The sequence below is a fragment of the Pseudoclavibacter sp. RFBJ3 genome, assembly GCF_002931375.1.
Classification (GTDB): Bacteria; Actinomycetota; Actinomycetes; order Actinomycetales; family Microbacteriaceae; genus Pseudoclavibacter.
Genome location: NZ_PSXZ01000009.1, coordinates 103,404 through 118,571, shown reverse-complemented (window position 1 = coordinate 118,571; position 15,168 = coordinate 103,404). Strand labels below are relative to the sequence as shown.

The following is a 15,168-nucleotide window of genomic DNA, read 5'->3' as shown; positions in this document are numbered from 1 at the left end:
GCGGTTGCAGTGACGTCGGCCGCAGCTCCTCTGCGGGGCTGCGGCCGACGTGTGTCCTTCGTCCTGGCTCTGGCGGCTAGACCCGAACCCGAGCCGTCTCCTCGATCGCGATCCGCTTGCGGCGCTCGCCCGCCTCGATCTCCTCGGCGCGGGTGATGACCTCGTCGGCCTCTTCGCTGCGAACGACGACAACCCCGTCGTCGTCGGCCACGATGAGGTCCCCAGCTTCGACGACCACACCGCTCATCGCGACCGGGATGCCGATGCGACCCGGGCCGAACTTGTAGGGGCCGGCTGGCGTCACCGCGCGGGCGAAGACCGGGAGTCCGATCTCGCCGAGGCCCACGGCATCGCGGATCGCCCCGTCGATGACGAACCCGGCGACACCGAGGCGCAGGGCTCGGAGCCCGATGAGGTCGCCGATGAGCGCTCGGCTCACGTCGCCGCCGCCGTTGACGACCAGCACGTCTCCCGGCTGCGCGACGTCGAGGGCCTTGTGGATGATGAGGTTGTCGCCCGGGCGGGTCCAGACGGGAAGCGCGCGGCCCGCGAGCTTCGCGCCATCCCAGACCGGCCGTATCCCTGAGGCCGTGCCGAGCCGGTCCTGCGCATCCCCGATGTTGGCGCTCGGGATGCCCCGCGCGCGGTCGATGAGGCGGTCGCTGGTCGTCGCGGTGCTGCTTGCGTGCTCGCTGTTCATGCGTCGATCTCCTGCTGGTCGAGCGGCTGATGGGGCGGTTGGTCGAGTGGAGGCGGTGCTACTCACCGGCGATCAGCTCCGCGATGATCGGCTTCGTCGTCGCTTCTCGCTCCTCCCAGAGCGTGGCCACGTCTGCGGCTGGCATCCAGTTGGGTACCGTTCCCGCATTCTCGAGCGCGGCGACGACGTCGGGATCCTCGGTTGCGGCTTGGAGGGCTGCCTCGAGCGCGGCGACCGTTGCAGCTGGCGTTCCGGCCGGGACCGAGACGGCGAAGTTGTTCGACATCGGCGCCACTTCGAAGCCCTGCTCGTTCAACGTCGTGACGTCGGGGAAGAAGGGGCTCGGGACGTCGCTGAGGACCGAGAGCACGTTGATCTCACCTGACTTGGCCTGCCCGATGAACGAGGAGACGCCCCCGAGGGCGAAATCGACCTCGCCGGAGACGAGAGCTGCGATCTTGTCGGCCCCGCTGTTGTAATGCACGATGTTGAATTCGAGGCCGAGCTCCTTCTCGAGGGTGCGGAGGTTGACGTGGTCGTCTCCCGCACGCGAGTCGGTGCCGACGGTGATGGTGCCGGGACTCGCCTTGACGGCATCGAAGAGCTCCTGCGTGCTCGTGTACGGGCTGTCCTTGTTGACGCCGATGACGATGTCGTTGAGCGCGAACGAGCCGACGGGTGCGAAGCTCTCCCGGTCGAAACCGGCCTGCTTGCTCGGGTCGAGGTAGCGGCCGAAGATCGAGGGGATGTTCGTGAAGCCCAGCGTGAGCCCGTCCGGCTTGGCGGAGGCCAGGGCGTTGAGGCCGATGACCTGGTTGCCGCCCTCCTTGTTGACGACCTTGATGTTGACGCCGAGGTCTTCGCCCATGGCGGGGGCCATGATGCGGGCGAGGATGTCGTTGCCGGCTCCGGCCGCAGAAGGCACGATCCACTCGATCGTGGATCCGGCTTCCGGGAACTCGGCACCGTCGTCGGCGGCCCCAGCGGTTCCCGTCGCGCAGGCGCTCAGCAGGGACGCGATAGCTGCGGCTGCGACGACCGCCGTCAGGCGCGTGCTCCTGCTCGCCCAGCCGCGGCGCTTCGGCGACGCCGGGGTGTTCTCGATTCTGGGTGTGGTGAACATTGACTGACTCCTTCGTCGGTCCAGGGGTGCTAGCGGTTGGTGGATGAGGTGGTCTGCATCTCGGGGGTCTGCTCCTCGAGCTCCAGGGCGAGCCGCTTCGCGTTCATCCGCGCGACGCGCTTCGCGAGCAGCGAGCTGAGGAGCGGGCGGGCGGCACCGAACAGCACCGCGACGACGATCACGATGAGCAGCGTCACGCTGATGCCGCTGCTGAGGAACACGGAGTAGTCGCCGCTTGAGAGGGCGAGGGAGCGCTGGAAGTTCTCCTCGAGCATCGGCCCGAGGATCACGGCGAGCACCAGCGGGGTGAGGGGCACGGCGAACAGGTGGAAGAGGTAGCCGACGATGCCTGCCCCGAGCATCACGAAGATGTCGAATGCTGAGCCGTTGATGCTGTAGGTGCCGAGGAACATGAACGCGATGATGACGGCCATCAGGTAGTGGAACGGCACCTTGAGCACCGCGATCCACACTCGCGCGAGCGGCACGTTGAGGATGAGGAGGATCACGTTGCCGACGAGCAGGCTCGCGATGATCGCCCAGGCGACCTCAGGGTTGTCGCGGAACAGGAGCGGGCCGGGGATGAGGCCGTTGATCGTGAAGGCGCCGGCCATGATGGCGACGGTGGCGCTCGTCGGGATGCCGAGCGTGAAGAGCGGGATCATGGAGGAGACGGCGAGTGCGTTGTTCGCCGCCTCCGGCCCCGCGACGCCCTCGACGGCGCCCTTTCCGAACTCCCCGCCCCGGCGCGAGATGCCCTTCTCGAGGGCGTAGGAGGCGAGCGAGGTCGCGGCGCCGGGCGAGCCGGGCAGGAGGCCCATGACGAACCCGATGAAGGATCCGCGCATGAAGGGTCCGGCGGAGCGCCGCAGGTCGGTACCCGTCGGGAGGAGCTTGCCGACCTTGATGGGCTTGCGGATGCCGTCCTTGCCGCCGCGCGCCTGGGCGAGCACCTCGCTCATGCCGAACACGCCCATGACGATCGCGACGAGGCCGAGGCCGTCGAAGAGCTCGGGCATCTCGAAGGTGAAGCGCTGCACTCCCTGGCCCTGGTCGATGCCGACGCTCGCGATGGCGAGTCCGACGCCGACGCTGAGGAGCGCCTTGGCCGGGTCGCGGCCGGCGAAGCTCGCGACGAGCGCCATGCCCAGCACCGAGACGAGGAAGAGCTCGGGGGCGCCGAATTCGAGGGCGAGCCGGCTGAAAGGGGCGACGAGCACGAATCCGATGACCCCGATGAGGCCGCCGACGAACGAGGCGAGGGCTGCGATCACGAGCGCGGGCCCTCCTCGCCCCCTCTTGGCCATCTCGTACCCGTCGAGCGTCGTCGCGATGGACGAGGCCTCGCCGGGTATGCGAAGGAGGACGGCCGTGATCGTCCCGCCGTAGGCCGCTCCGTAGAGGATGGCGGCGAGCATGATGATGGCTGTTGTCGCGTCCAGGCCGAACGTGACCGGGATCAGCAGCGAGACGGCGGCGGCTGGGCCGAAGCCGGGGAGCACACCCACGAGCATGCCGATGACGCAGCCGAGGAGGGCGAAGAGCAGGTGCTCGGGGGTGAGGACGGTGATGAGGCCGCCGATGAGGTTCTCGAAGCCCATGTCAGAGTCCAATCCAGCTGAGGGGAGCGATGCTCGCGTGCGGCAGCGCGGTGTTGAGCCACACCTCGAAGACGAGGCGCGAGAGGCCCGTCACGACGAGTGCGACGAGGAGGGAGATCCACCAGCGGCGCCCACCGACGAAGATGAGGACGGTCGTGAGCATGAGCACCATGACGACCGAGTAGCCGAGGAGGGGGAGGAGTGCGGCGCCGAGGGCGACGCTTCCGACGATCGTGCCGATCCGGAGCCACGCCGCCTTGTCCGGCAGCGACTCGTCGTCCATCTCGTCGCTCTCTTCTCCTTCGAGGAGCGCCTCGAAGGGTGCGTCCGTCCCGATCGAGCCGGTCGCAGTCGGGAGATCCGGGAGGTGCGCTGGGGGCGCGCCGCGGACTCGCTCTGCGGCGAGGCGGAGGGCCCAGAGGAGGCCGGCACCGCCGACGAAGACCGCGGCGACGAGCGGCATGAGGCCGGCTCCGACCCCGGTATCCGCGGTGAGGCCGTAGCTCACCGCGGCGCCGCCGAAGGCGATTGCCGCCACGACGCAGGTGGCTGCGATGCCCCATTCGGCTCTGATCCTGTTCGATGACATCGTTGTCCTCCGCCTCTCTGCGGTTCGAATCCTGGTGCGTTTCGGGAAAGCCCTGCTCCCGGAGCGTTCGCCCCTTCGAGTGAACTTGCAACCTTGCACATGCTTGCAGGATTGTGGGAGAGTGTCAAGCAGAGCAAGAAAAGCTGGCACTGTGTTGCTGTGAGCAGCGGCAGTTGCACGGGCAACAGCATCCACTCAATGAGGAGTCCAGGTGAGTTTCAGATCGGTCATCGCCAGCAGCACCAAGCAGCTGAGCAGCTCAGAGCGCAAGGTCATGGCCGTGCTGCTGTCAGGCGAGCGCGTCTCGGAGGCGCCGGCAGCCGAGATCGCGCAGCGCGCGGGCACCCACGAGTCGACTGTCGTCCGTCTGGCGCAGAAGCTCGGCTACCGCGGCTACCCCGACCTGCGAGCCGATCTGCAGCGGGATGAGGGCTCTGAGGCTGCCGAGCAGGAGAGCTACATGCGGGCAGAGTCGGGCCACGACCTCTACTCGTTCGCGAGCGATGAAGCGGAGGCGCTCGAACGGCTCGCGAAGTACGTGCCGCAGGACGTCATGGAGGCCGCGGCTCGAGCGATCGACGCGTCGACGACGATCTACGTCTTCTCGGACGCCGACGACGAACGACCCCTCCGTGATCTCGCGGCGAGGCGCATGCGTCGGCTCGGGTTCACGGTCGTCACGCTCGAGAACAGCGCGAAGGACCTCGCCGAGAACATGGTCGGATTCGATGGCGATTCGACGCTCATCGCGTACGCCCTCAGGGAGGCGTCGATCCGTCTCGCCCCGCTCATGTCGGAGTGCCAGCGCCGAGGCGGGAAGGTCGTGCTCATCAGCGACGTGCCCGGGTTCCATTTCCGGCCGAACCCGGACCACCTCATCGCGGCTCCTCGCGGCGACGACAGCAGCTACCGCACGCCGCTGGTGCCCATCGCTCTCACCTATTCGCTCCAGCTCGCCGTATTCCACCTCGACCGCAGTCGCTACGCCGCAGTGCGCAGCCAGATCGAGGACCTGACCAGGCACTTCGGTGGCTCCGAGGAAGCTCCCCGGCGTCCATGACGGGGCGGCGACGCCGACCCCCAGCAAGCGGTGAGCAGCCGTGGCGCTTCGCGCTGAGCGTCCAAGCGGCGCTGCTGCAGTCGGCGTGGGTGGGCGCGCGTCTCATGATCGGATACAAGGCGGTCGATCTCGGTGCGACGGGGTTCGCGCTCGGGCTCGTCGCGGCCTCGTTCGCGGCGCCTGCACTGGTGGCGGCGCTTCCGGTCGGACGGCTGTCTGACCTGATCGGGGGAGCGAGGGTCGCGCTGCTCGGCGTCGCCGTCTTCGTGAGCGGCCCAGTCCTGCTCTGCTGGGCCAACGAGCTCTGGATCCTCGTGGTCGCGGCGGCGACGACGGGGATCGGCAGCCTCTTCGTCATGATCGGGCAGCAGACATTCACGGCCCATCGCGGACGCGACGGCACCAGCGACGGCACGTTCGCGGTGCTCACCACCGCCGCATCCCTCGGGCAGCTCATCGGTCCGCCCATCGTCACCCTGACCGCCTCGGTCGGGGCCGTCGAGGCGAGTGCCCCTGACACCGTGCTCGGGGCGATCGCCTGCATCGTGCTGGTGGTGCTCGGACTTCTCGGCACGCCGGCGCTGCTGCGCGCCGACCGGCAGTCCGCAGCGGCGAAGCGTGCCGAGGCCGAATCCGCGACGGATGCGAGCGGCGGGGTGGCGAAGCGGCGCCCCCGTCTTGTCGATCTCGGCAGGGGCAACGGCCTGTGGCGGTCGGTCGCCGTGAGCGCCGCCATCCTCGTGACGGTCGATCTCCTGTACACGTTCGTTCCTCTGTGGGCTTCGGAGAAGGGCGTGTCGAGCGTCGCCGTGGGTGCGCTGCTCGCCGTCAGGGCCCTCGTGTCCGTCGTCTCGAGGGTCGGTCTCAGCCGGCTCGTGTCCCGCTTCGGCCGCAAGGCGCTGCTGCTCGTCTCCATCGGCTGCGGCGTGGGTGCGCTCGTCGCGTTGCCGTTCGTCGCCGCGCTCGGCGCGATTCCCGTCATGGTCGCGCTGGGCGTCGCCCTCGGCATCCCGCAGCCGCTCACGATGTCGTGGGTGGTGCGCATCACGCCGAAGGAGGTGCACGGGCAGGCGCTCGGCCTGCGCATGACGGCGAACCGTTTCGCGCAGATCGTGCTGCCGCTCGGCATCGGAGCGGTCGCTGGGCCACTCGGCGTGAGCGTCATCCTGTGGGCGAACGCGGCGGTGCTCGCGGCCGCGCTGCTCATCGTGACCGGGTCGAGCGTCGATGACGAGGAGGCCCCGCGCTGAGGTCGGGCGCGAGGGCCGTGTGCGCAGCGCATCGGCCCCATCCCAGCTTTCGTCGCCGTGGGGCCGAATCTCACTGGGGGAAGCGAGGGTCCTGGCCGTAGTCGTCGAGGCGGGCGGTCAGGGCGGCGTGCACCTGGGGTGGTGCGTCGTCGCCGATGAGCACACGCAGTCGAGTGTCGCCGGGGTCGCCGACGTGCGAGAGGATCGCGTCCGCAGCAGATGCGGGGGAGGTGCCGCTCGGTTCGACGCCGGCCGGCGGCGCAGGCCAGGGAACGCTCGGCGTTCCGAAGAGCTGCGTCCGCAGGTCGTCGTACGCGCCGATGGGCGTGCTGAACTGCCTGCTGCCTCCCGACCAGTCGGTGCCGAGCTCGCCCGGCTCCACGATCGTCACGCGGATGCCGAAGCCGGCGACTTCGGCGGCCAGTGCTTCGCTGAAGCCCTCGAGCCCCCACTTGGCCGCGTTGTAGAGGCCGAGCGTCGGCACGGTGCCGACCGCGCCGACCGTCGAGATCTGCACGATGTGCCCGGCGCCGCGTGCCCGCATCCCGGGCAGCACCGCCTGGCTGAGCCAGAGCGGTCCGAGGAGATCGGTGTCGATGATGCTGCGAGCTTCCGGCTCAGTGACCTCCTCCGCCGCGGCGATAAGGCCGTACCCGGCGTTGTTGACGAGAACGTCGACCGCGCCGAAATGCGAGGAGGCTCGTTCGGCGACGTCGAAGGCCGCCGCTCGGTTCCGCACGTCGAGGGGGAGGACCAGCAGTCGGTCGTGCTCCGGGAGTGAGTGCTCGCCGCGCACCGTCGCGACGACGTTGTGCGACGCGCCCAGTGCGGCGAGGGTCAGGGCGCGTCCGAGTCCGCGGTTCGCGCCAGTGATCAGCCAGGTCTGCGCTGTGCTCATAGCTCGACGCTAGGCGATGATCCTCCCCGCACGGTGTATCGACGCAGCCGAGCCGAGCCGAGCCGCGGCGCGGGACCCCTTACTCGCCGACGCTCCCGTCGATCGCCTCGCGCAGCAGGTCGGCGTGGCCGTTGTGCCTGGAGTACTCCTCGACCATGTGGATGAGGATCCACCGCAGGCGAGGAATCCGGCCGTCCGAGAACCCCTTCGCGGCGGGGTAGGCGAGGCCCCCGGCGCGGAACGCGCGCTCCGCGGCGGCCCGCGCGCGTGCAACCGACGCCTCCCACTCGGCGAGCAGCTCGGCTGGCTCCTGCGCGCTCGCGGCGTCCCACTCCCAGTCGGGCGTCTTCGTCCAGTCGACGGACGCCCACGGCTCGCGTTGCTCCTCGCCGAAGAGGACAACCCCGAACCAGTCGTCCTCCACGTAGGTGAGGTGCTTGACGAGGCCGCCGAGCGTCATGCTGCTCGGCGGCAGCGTCCTCGACAGCTCGGCCGAGCCGAGACCCGAGAGCTTCCAGGCGAGCGTCGCCCGGTGGAAATCGAGGAAGCCGTTGAGCGTCGACCACTCGTCCTCACCAAGGGGCGGCTCTGGGCGGTCCTGCGCGTCGAAGATCGTCGTCATCGTGCGAGTCTAGGCACCGCCATCTGGCGAGCCGTGAGTCTGGCACATACGCAGACTGCCGCACGGAATGAACAGTGCCCCTGGAGGGCCGCCACTTGAGTTCTTCCACCAGACATAGCGAGGCTGCACGACCTCTGTAGTCGCGCAGCTGGGGAACGAGCGCAGCGCATCTATTCGCCGCCTGCCAGTACCGTTCCGCGTCTGACGATGAGCCGGAACGACAAGATCGTGAAGCTCTACAGGGGCAGTGTGAAAGCCTGTCTACATCGCGGGCGATTGGTACCAGCGAGTGGACGATCCATCAACGCCTAAACAAAAGGGATGTCGAGCGGTGTCCCACGAGCTTCTTCCCCTCCCCAGTCAACTTGTCGAAGCGGTACGGGGCTCTATGAGCTTGGTGAACTAGTCCGGCGGATCCGATCAAGATCGGGTTCAGCGGCGCCACGATCAAGAAGGCCCCGCTCGCGGCCGGCGTCGACGTCCAGGACCGACGTCGAAATAGCTAGCGTCGACGCTTTTCTCTTCCCCTGCGTCGCAGCTTCGTGATCGGCGAACGCAGCAAACAGCGCTCGAACGAGCCGCTGCGGATTGATCGCGGGCCTGACGGCCGAGAAGATGGTCGCGGTTTGGTCCCATCTGTGCTTCTTGCCGTCGCTCGAAACATGCGGGCGCTTGCGGTCGTATTCAAGCGCCGGGCATCAATCGCCGGGCGGCTCGTTGTGGAAGTGACGGGTCGATTTTGCTGACCTCCTGGCGATAGGTGAGTAGGCAGGTCTCGGACAGCTTGTGCGCGCCGCAGAAGTATCCGTAGATATCCCAATGATCTGCCGCGCTGAGCAACGCAAAGCTAACGGGAGCAGAGATCCACGCAGTGGGAAGTTCCTTGTATGTCTGGAGGTGTGTGTAGTCCGTCAGTCTCCCCATGAGGACGGCTCACTATGCGCCTCGCGGAACTCGCGGACCAGGCGGGCAAGCGTGAGCTCGAAGCTAGAGGTAGCTGATGTGTGAGAATGCGAGACGGTCGTGAAATTCTAGGAAGACGTTCGTCGTCGTCAGTACGTTGAACGTCAGGCTGGCGAGATCTTGAGGCTCGCACCGTGGGTCCTCAGATCCGAGGCCGCCAAACCATTGGCCGAACTGCTTGGGCTCAAACTGGGTATTTGACATCACTATCACGCGATTGATTTCGGCGCTCTTGGCCAGTGCGGCCAAGTCGACACCGAGAGAGGTCGGTGACGCCATCCCTGTCGGATCGACGACCACTATGAGATCTCCTTGGGCATGAAGTGGCGAAGCTTCTATTCGAAACTCTGATCCCTCGTCGAACCCGAACTCTGTCGTCATAGGTAGGACCCACTCATAAATGAGGTGCATTCGCCCTTGGAGGACTGTCGGAGCGTCCGAGCTAAGCTTCTTCGCTGGCTCGGCGGAGCGGAAGTCATGTGCCGAAAGGAGCTCACTCACGATCTCGACGAACAGCGCCGGTTCCATTGGAGAAAGAGCGCTCCTTAGCGGATCGATACCGTGTCCGAGAGGTCGTCCTCGCCATGCTGGACCGTCAACGCGCATCGACCGGTGCCGGGGCATCTGCTCGAGCGCGCGTTCTAGCGTCTCCTTCTTGGAGAGCTTGAATGTCGTGGTTTTCTGTGTCGCAATCTTGGCTAAGCCACCGTTGCGCTCGACGTGATCCCGGACGTCAACGACTAGGAACACGTTCGCGGCTTCGACGTAGAGCGCCAGGTAGACGGGCTCAGGGGCGTTGTACCAGGCGCGAACGTGGTCTAATTCGAGCGACGGCGTAGTGATCGTCTCGGCAGCGTCGTAGTCGGCTTTCGTCACGGTCGTGCCGTGGAAGCCCTTGGCCTGAAACCAGACGCGCGGACCGGTTACTTCCTTCTTCCCCTCCACATCGACCCAGAGATGGACACCTACATCGATCGCTGCGCGGTCAACGGGATACTCGACCAGCACACCTTTATTTGTCAGGGCACTGCGGAGCTTCGCCATGTAGTTCTGTTCCAGGACGTCATCGTCGCTGATTAGTGGCACGGCTACGCCGTCTTTGTTTTCCGGTCCGCCTCGTCTGCATACTTCGTGGCTGCAGCAAAAGAGGGGTACCCGGAGGTGCGATCAACCAGCGTCAAGACCATGTCACCCTTTGTGAATCGATCCGTGAAGTAAGTGCCTTCGACCTCTTCAGGCTTGAGTGATGTCGGGTGGAGGTTGCAAGCACCCGCGCTGCGCATGCTTCGGTGTGACTCAGACATCTTTGGGGTGTTGTCGTACGTGAAGGTCAGGTTGTCAACGGAGCTTTCGTGCGCCGGAAGCCAGGTAGTTGCAGTGCTTTTGCTTGCGCTCTGATCCGTGTAGAGACGCAAATGAACGGCCCAGAACGACTGCTTCACTTCAAGGAAGGCGGCGATCGGCCCTCGATTGCCACTCCCGGGGATATGCGAGTTGGGGTGCGGTGTGAGTGTGACGCGCCACAGGCCGCGCAGGTCTGGACGGCGAACAATCTTCTGCACGCCAGGGATGCACCAGAACCATAGGTCCCACAACACGACGCCAGCGACTGTCAGAGTCGGAAGGAATGAGACGACAGAGCGCCACCAGACAGGCAGGTCGTACCCGAGAATGAAGAGCACGACCGAGTAGATCGCCGAGATGACCAGGGTGACGATGCGCACCAATGCCGTAGGCCGACTCATTTACGCGTCCCCATGCCGAAATAGTTCCAGCCGGCGTTGGCGAAGTCACGAGCGTCCTTGCGCGTCCACTTCTGCTCGTAGTGAAACAGAAACTTGGTGTCGTTCACCTCGAGCCAGCGATCGCCGTCATTCGTAGGTTCAGCACCATCGAGGTAGTTGTAGATGTGGGCAAGCACGCCCTCAACCATCGCCGTCCAGCTAGAAGCGGCGAACAACGAGTCGGGGCAGTTGTATGCGAGACACTCGACGAAAAAGGACGGGACCTCTCGGTGTGTCCCGTCTAAGACCATCGCGTTCTCGAGACGCTTCAGGATCCGTACGACCTTCTTGTAGGCCTGATTCGTTCGATTGTTCTTGTTGCGGCCGTTCGTGAGCTGAAGAGCCGGGTAATTCTCGACGTGTGTGCCGTCGGTCTTGTAGACGCGAGCGCCTTCGACCCAGCTCGAGGCGGAGTAGTAGTAGCGGTATTCGAAGCACGGCACGACGTCTGCCTCGACACGTGCTGAGCTGGAGTGAACCTGGATTGCGGTGGATCCTGACGTGTCGACATCCGAGCCGAATTTGGCACGAAGCGCGGCGATGAGTTCGTTTCGAAGGGTCTGCGGATCTCCCCACTCTCCCGAGTAGGGAGTGATAGATGTTCCGAGGTCAGGCGACGTCTTGTCGTAGTAGAACAGGTTGGTGCACTCGACAGCGATGTCGACATCACTATCGGAGCGAACGTTCGTGTTGTTGGCGTACGACCCCTTGGCATACACCTTTTGTGAGAGCGTCTGAAACGCGGGATGCGCGTTGATAGCCTCCCGAATCATACGCTCAGTGCGATCCTGCTTGTCCTGTTCAGTTGTGCTCGACGGGACCGTCCATCCTGCAAGCTTCGTTTCTAGAGCTGTCATCCCCAGTACTCCTCACTTTCTGTGCCTTATTATCGCAGGGACGTCCGAAACGTCAACGGCGCGGCGAACTGAACGCGCAGGTACAGGCCCCCTCTGGGGTGAATTGCCGCCCGGCAGTCCATCGATGCTCAGATACCTCAAGGGTCTTGAACACGCTCAACAAGGGTGGGCGTGCACATCACTCAAAGTGCAGAAAAGGGGAGAAGTAAAACAAAGAACGCCCCCCGTACGAGAGGCTTGCGCGGTCGCCGCGTAGACTCCCCAGTCGAGGGTGACGATCGCCTCTTTGTTGGCTTCAGTTGTCTTGCTCACGGTGTCTGCTCCCGAGCGTTGCCTCGGACACGCTAAGGGCGGAAGCCTAACTGCGATCGCGCTGGATCGGCTCGAAGCATGACTGACGCTGCGGAGGCGCGGGACGCCCCAGCCTCGATGCCTGTCGGCGAGACCTCGATCACGACGGGCACCATTCGCTACGACGCACCAGATGGGCTGATCATCACCGGACACGTCGACGTCTCCGGTTCGTTGACCTTCTGTGGCGAAGTAGCTCCCGGTTTAAGTATCAATCGGCACCACGAGCGCCGACGGTGCCAACGTGCGGCTCACCTCGAAGCGGGCCGGTTTGTACTCATTCCCGGGTTCCGGAGGATGCTGCATTGATCACGATTGGCCCCACTTCATGACCGTCGAATGATTGCGTCCACGAGCCTGTCTACCGCCGTGGATGACACTTCTTGCTCGCCACCCGACTTTTCAGGAGGCGCAGCGAGCAACCGGGCCGACATGGCCGAGTAGACGCTGTTCTTCGTTGCAGCATCCGGAATCGGTTGCACGAACGCGCCGAAGCTGCGGCTCTGGACCTCAAGGGTTTTCGCCCAGTCGCCGAGCTTTCGGTGCTGAGCAGCCTGCCGTCCGAGATAAGCCGATAGTCCGGTCAGTCCCGCAATGATCGCGAACCGGTAGACGAGCGTGTGCCATGCATCTGGATCTGGCATCAGTTCGGCGGGAATGAGCTGCGCATCGAGCCGTAGCACGAGAACGACCGCCACAGCGAGTGCGGCAATCAGGACGCCAATCGTGGCGACGCGATAGAACTTCGCTGATTTGAGCTGGGCATCACCGTAGTCCCTGAACCGGTCCCCGAACTCGTCGAGCCCCTTCTCTCCAGCCGCCTTCCGCGCCTCAACCTCGGCATTTTCCGCTCGTTTGGCGGCCTGGGTGGCACCCTCGGCGATGGTTTGCACATGATGTATCGCTGATTCCAACTGGGTAACAGCATTAGCCGTTGACCGTGTCGCCTGGTCGATTGCAGCGTTGGTCATCCTGGCGGTCTCATCGCTCGTCGCCTGACTTCCGGCTCTGACCAGCAACGTGAGCCACTCGGGCCGACTAATGAAGGCTGACCCCCTTTGGTCGCGTCGGGCGCCAAACACCTCGATGTAGTTCGTAACCCCTGAGCGCATGCTGTCCAGACGTTCTGAGACATCAGCGGCCGGTTCTGTTAGCCAGAACGCCAGCGACGAGGTCAGATTCGAATGCCACATACGGAGATCACCAGCCGTCATGCCTTGGAAGGGGCCGCCCGCGGCTAGGGACAGGAGGTGGCGGAACAGTTGAGCCCAGGGCCTAAGTGCTGTTTCATGCCACGGGTCGTTGCTCTGATCGCTCTGCTCGTAGGGCCGCGCCTCGAGCCACTGGTCGATCTCGTTACCGAGGAAGAGTAGAGACTCAAGCGTTTGCTGATGGAGCGACGACTCGACGTCAGGGTCTGGGTCGACGGGGTAATCGAAGTCCTGAAACCCAGCCGGCAGAGTGTGGTCGTGTGCAGAGTCTGGTTCGGGATGGTCCGGCATGCGTGTGAGCCTACACAGAGCGAAGCGCAGCGCCGTGTCTGCTTTCTAGCGCCCCGACTCAGACCGATCGCAAGCGCCGACACCACCGTGGGGTGGGGGCATCGGATCGCTAGCCGATGCCTAGCCCCACCCCGCCCGGAGTGATCTGTCCTTCTCCGAGGGGGTTGTCCCACCCTGGGCCGCTGTCCCCACCCCGCGGGGAGGTGATCCGCGTGCCGATGACGCCCGAAGAGAAGCGCGAGCGCATCCGAAAGGCTGCGCAGCGCGCGCGAACAAGCGGAACCCGGCCGGTACCGACGCGACGGCGACGTTCATCTCTGCGGCCCTCGAGTCCACCTCGAAGGGTGGGACACAGGGTGGGACATCCGCTGTCCCACCCTAGAAGATGCCGCCACCACCCCCTGGCATCCCCGATTCGATCCTCTCTGCCGTCGACGCGCAGCTCGAGGGCCTCGACATTCCCGCCTCGGCGCTGCTGCTCGCCACTCAGGCGCGCGCGTTCGCCGCGGGACTGGACGACGTCACGCGCGTCCCGCAGCTGGGCAGCCTGAGTGCCTCGCCGCGGCGGGTCATGGAGGCTCTCGAGAAGGCGGCACAGTCCGGCAGCTCCGACCCGCTCACCGGTCAGCGCCAGGCGTTTTGGATCGGGGAGGCGTGGACGGGTGGCGACGAGAACCAAGGCAAAGCCTAGCGCGCGCAGGAAGCCGCGCGGCAAGGTCTACGGTCACGGGTGCCCCCGAGTCTTCAGTCCGCCTCGCTGCAAGCTCACGCCCGCGACGTCGGCGGGGTTCGCTGCGATCGCGTTCGCCGAGTGGCTCCGGCTCGCGGTCATGGGGACCGCGGCCGAGTCGCTCGTCCCCGAGCTCCTGCCCTGGCAGCGCTGATTCCTCTTCCACGCACTCGAGCTCAACGAGGACAACTCCGACCGTTTCAAGGTCGTGCTCCTCTCGGTCGCTCTACAGAACGGGAAGACGTTCATCGTCGCCCTGCTCATCCTCGTCTGCATGTTCATCGACGGCGATGCGCAGGTGCTCGGCGTCGCGCAGAAGCTCGCCACGGCTAAGAAGCCGTGGGAGCACGCCCGCAAGATCATCGCCGCGGTGCCGAGATGAGCGACGAGTCGAACATCAACGGCGAGCTCCGGTTCGAGATCTCGGGCGGCCCTCGTTACTGGGTCGACCCCGCGGACAACGGCGGCCGTGGGCTCACGTTCGATTTCGTGTTCGTCGACGAGTTCCTCAAGCACGAGAACTGGAATGCCTGGTCGGCCCTCACGAGGACGACGACCGCTCGACCTGGCGCGGCCTGTTCTGGTGGTCCTCGCCCGAGGGGGCGGATCTCTCCGAACCGAGGACGTGGGCCTGGGGCAACTCCTCGATCGATCACCTCATCACCGAGGAGGCAATCGCCTCCTCCTGGTCGACCGACCCAATCGCGGTGTTCGATTTCGAGGTCGCGAACCTCTCTACTTCCGACGCGACGGGCGGCCTGGTCCAAACTGGCAAGTGGGCTGAGTGTCGGGACCCGATCGGCGCCGAGCAGTCGAGGCGCCGGTCTACATCTGCGTCGAGGTCTCACACGACCCGCCGGCAAACGCGTGCCTGGGCGAATCTCGGGGAGTCGGCGTGCCCACATTTTGCCCACAACTGGACCCGATTCGGCCCTACTGAAGCCGCTTGAGCGCTCCGAGTAAGACGGTCGACAGCCGGGGAAACAAGCGGGTGTGGGCCGGAGTATGAGCCCCGTGACAGTGCCCCTGGAGGGACTCGAACTGCCAACGCGGCACCCGCACGGAGACGCCGGCGGGTGCCTCTTGGGGCCTGATCTAGCGGAGGACAGGGCGTGGTCGAGACTCACAACTGCGGGCA

Annotated in this window: 14 protein-coding genes; 4 read left to right on the top strand and 10 right to left on the bottom strand. The window is 65.5% G+C overall.

Annotation, left to right across the window (positions count from 1 at the left end; all coding sequences use genetic code 11):
- Positions 1–76: 76 nt before the first annotated feature.
- Genes C5E07_RS09880 through C5E07_RS09865 form a run of 4 tightly spaced genes read right to left on the bottom strand, consistent with a single transcriptional unit; the run spans position 77 to position 4,013 of the window.
- Complete coding sequence (locus C5E07_RS09880; protein ID WP_104299321.1) at positions 77–700, bottom strand: methyltransferase; 624 nt, start codon at positions 698–700, stop codon at positions 77–79.
- 58 nt (positions 701–758) lie between these two features.
- Complete coding sequence (locus C5E07_RS09875) at positions 759–1,823, bottom strand: tripartite tricarboxylate transporter substrate binding protein (protein WP_104241838.1); 1,065 nt, start codon at positions 1,821–1,823, stop codon at positions 759–761.
- A gap of 29 nt (positions 1,824–1,852) precedes the next feature.
- Complete coding sequence (locus tag C5E07_RS09870; protein ID WP_104299320.1) at positions 1,853–3,424, bottom strand: tripartite tricarboxylate transporter permease; 1,572 nt, start codon at positions 3,422–3,424, stop codon at positions 1,853–1,855.
- A 1-nt stretch (position 3,425) separates the two neighbouring features.
- Positions 3,426–4,013 (bottom strand): tripartite tricarboxylate transporter TctB family protein, encoded by a 588-nt coding sequence (locus C5E07_RS09865; RefSeq protein ID WP_104299319.1) that lies wholly within the window; start codon positions 4,011–4,013, stop codon positions 3,426–3,428.
- A gap of 211 nt (positions 4,014–4,224) precedes the next feature.
- Between C5E07_RS09865 and C5E07_RS09860 the strand changes: the two genes are divergently transcribed.
- The gene (locus C5E07_RS09860) at positions 4,225–5,073 is read left to right on the top strand and encodes a MurR/RpiR family transcriptional regulator (RefSeq protein WP_104241832.1); all 849 of its coding nucleotides are present in this window, start codon (positions 4,225–4,227) and stop codon (positions 5,071–5,073) included.
- The gene (locus tag C5E07_RS09855; protein WP_104299318.1) at positions 5,070–6,323 is read left to right on the top strand and encodes an MFS transporter; all 1,254 of its coding nucleotides are present in this window, start codon (positions 5,070–5,072) and stop codon (positions 6,321–6,323) included. Before C5E07_RS09860 ends, C5E07_RS09855 begins: the two co-directional genes overlap by 4 nt.
- 70 nt (positions 6,324–6,393) lie before the next feature.
- On the opposite strand, the gene C5E07_RS09850 is transcribed toward C5E07_RS09855, so the two are convergent.
- The 6 genes from C5E07_RS09850 to C5E07_RS09825 all read right to left on the bottom strand — a co-directional run bounded on the left by C5E07_RS09850 (position 6,394) and on the right by C5E07_RS09825 (position 13,300).
- A complete protein-coding gene (locus C5E07_RS09850; RefSeq protein ID WP_181057917.1) occupies positions 6,394–7,221 on the bottom strand; it encodes an SDR family NAD(P)-dependent oxidoreductase in 828 nt (275 codons plus the stop codon).
- Positions 7,222–7,300: 79 nt separating this feature from the next.
- Positions 7,301–7,843 carry a DinB family protein gene (locus C5E07_RS09845; protein ID WP_104299317.1) on the bottom strand — a complete coding sequence of 181 codons (543 nt, stop codon included), beginning with the start codon at positions 7,841–7,843 and terminating at the stop codon, positions 7,301–7,303.
- A 987-nt stretch (positions 7,844–8,830) separates the two neighbouring features.
- On the bottom strand, positions 8,831–9,892 hold the full coding sequence (locus C5E07_RS09840) for a DUF4365 domain-containing protein (protein WP_104299316.1): 1,062 nt from the start codon (positions 9,890–9,892) through the stop codon (positions 8,831–8,833).
- Between the two features lie 2 nt (positions 9,893–9,894).
- Positions 9,895–10,530 (bottom strand): hypothetical protein, encoded by a 636-nt coding sequence (locus C5E07_RS09835; RefSeq protein ID WP_104299315.1) that lies wholly within the window; start codon positions 10,528–10,530, stop codon positions 9,895–9,897.
- A gap of 17 nt (positions 10,531–10,547) precedes the next feature.
- Positions 10,548–11,447 carry a nucleotidyltransferase gene (locus C5E07_RS09830; RefSeq protein WP_104299314.1) on the bottom strand — a complete coding sequence of 300 codons (900 nt, stop codon included), beginning with the start codon at positions 11,445–11,447 and terminating at the stop codon, positions 10,548–10,550.
- A gap of 677 nt (positions 11,448–12,124) precedes the next feature.
- Positions 12,125–13,300: a hypothetical protein gene (locus tag C5E07_RS09825; protein ID WP_104299313.1), complete on the bottom strand. Its 1,176-nt coding sequence runs from the start codon at positions 13,298–13,300 to the stop codon at positions 12,125–12,127.
- Positions 13,301–13,685: 385 nt separating this feature from the next.
- Between C5E07_RS09825 and C5E07_RS09820 the strand changes: the two genes are divergently transcribed.
- Positions 13,686–13,991 (top strand): hypothetical protein, encoded by a 306-nt coding sequence (locus C5E07_RS09820; protein ID WP_104299312.1) that lies wholly within the window; start codon positions 13,686–13,688, stop codon positions 13,989–13,991.
- A gap of 247 nt (positions 13,992–14,238) precedes the next feature.
- Positions 14,239–14,412, top strand: a complete 174-nt coding sequence (locus C5E07_RS19485) for a hypothetical protein (protein ID WP_181057915.1) — start codon at positions 14,239–14,241, stop codon at positions 14,410–14,412.
- Positions 14,413–15,168: the final 756 nt, after the last annotated feature.

What these genes read in the sequence shown, in the direction of transcription:
- C5E07_RS09880 (WP_104299321.1), bottom strand. Translation starts at nt 700, where the DNA reads ATGAACAGCGAGCACGCAAGCAGCACCGCGACGACCAGCGACCGCCTC.
- C5E07_RS09875 (WP_104241838.1), bottom strand. Translation starts at nt 1,823, where the DNA reads ATGTTCACCACACCCAGAATCGAGAACACCCCGGCGTCGCCGAAGCGC.
- C5E07_RS09870 (WP_104299320.1), bottom strand. Translation starts at nt 3,424, where the DNA reads ATGGGCTTCGAGAACCTCATCGGCGGCCTCATCACCGTCCTCACCCCC.
- C5E07_RS09865 (WP_104299319.1), bottom strand. Translation starts at nt 4,013, where the DNA reads ATGTCATCGAACAGGATCAGAGCCGAATGGGGCATCGCAGCCACCTGC.
- C5E07_RS09855 (WP_104299318.1), top strand. Translation starts at nt 5,070, where the DNA reads ATGACGGGGCGGCGACGCCGACCCCCAGCAAGCGGTGAGCAGCCGTGG.
- C5E07_RS09850 (WP_181057917.1), bottom strand. Translation starts at nt 7,221, where the DNA reads ATGAGCACAGCGCAGACCTGGCTGATCACTGGCGCGAACCGCGGACTC.
- C5E07_RS09845 (WP_104299317.1), bottom strand. Translation starts at nt 7,843, where the DNA reads ATGACGACGATCTTCGACGCGCAGGACCGCCCAGAGCCGCCCCTTGGT.
- C5E07_RS09830 (WP_104299314.1), bottom strand. Translation starts at nt 11,447, where the DNA reads ATGACAGCTCTAGAAACGAAGCTTGCAGGATGGACGGTCCCGTCGAGC.
- C5E07_RS09825 (WP_104299313.1), bottom strand. Translation starts at nt 13,300, where the DNA reads ATGCCGGACCATCCCGAACCAGACTCTGCACACGACCACACTCTGCCG.
- C5E07_RS09820 (WP_104299312.1), top strand. Translation starts at nt 13,686, where the DNA reads ATGCCGCCACCACCCCCTGGCATCCCCGATTCGATCCTCTCTGCCGTC.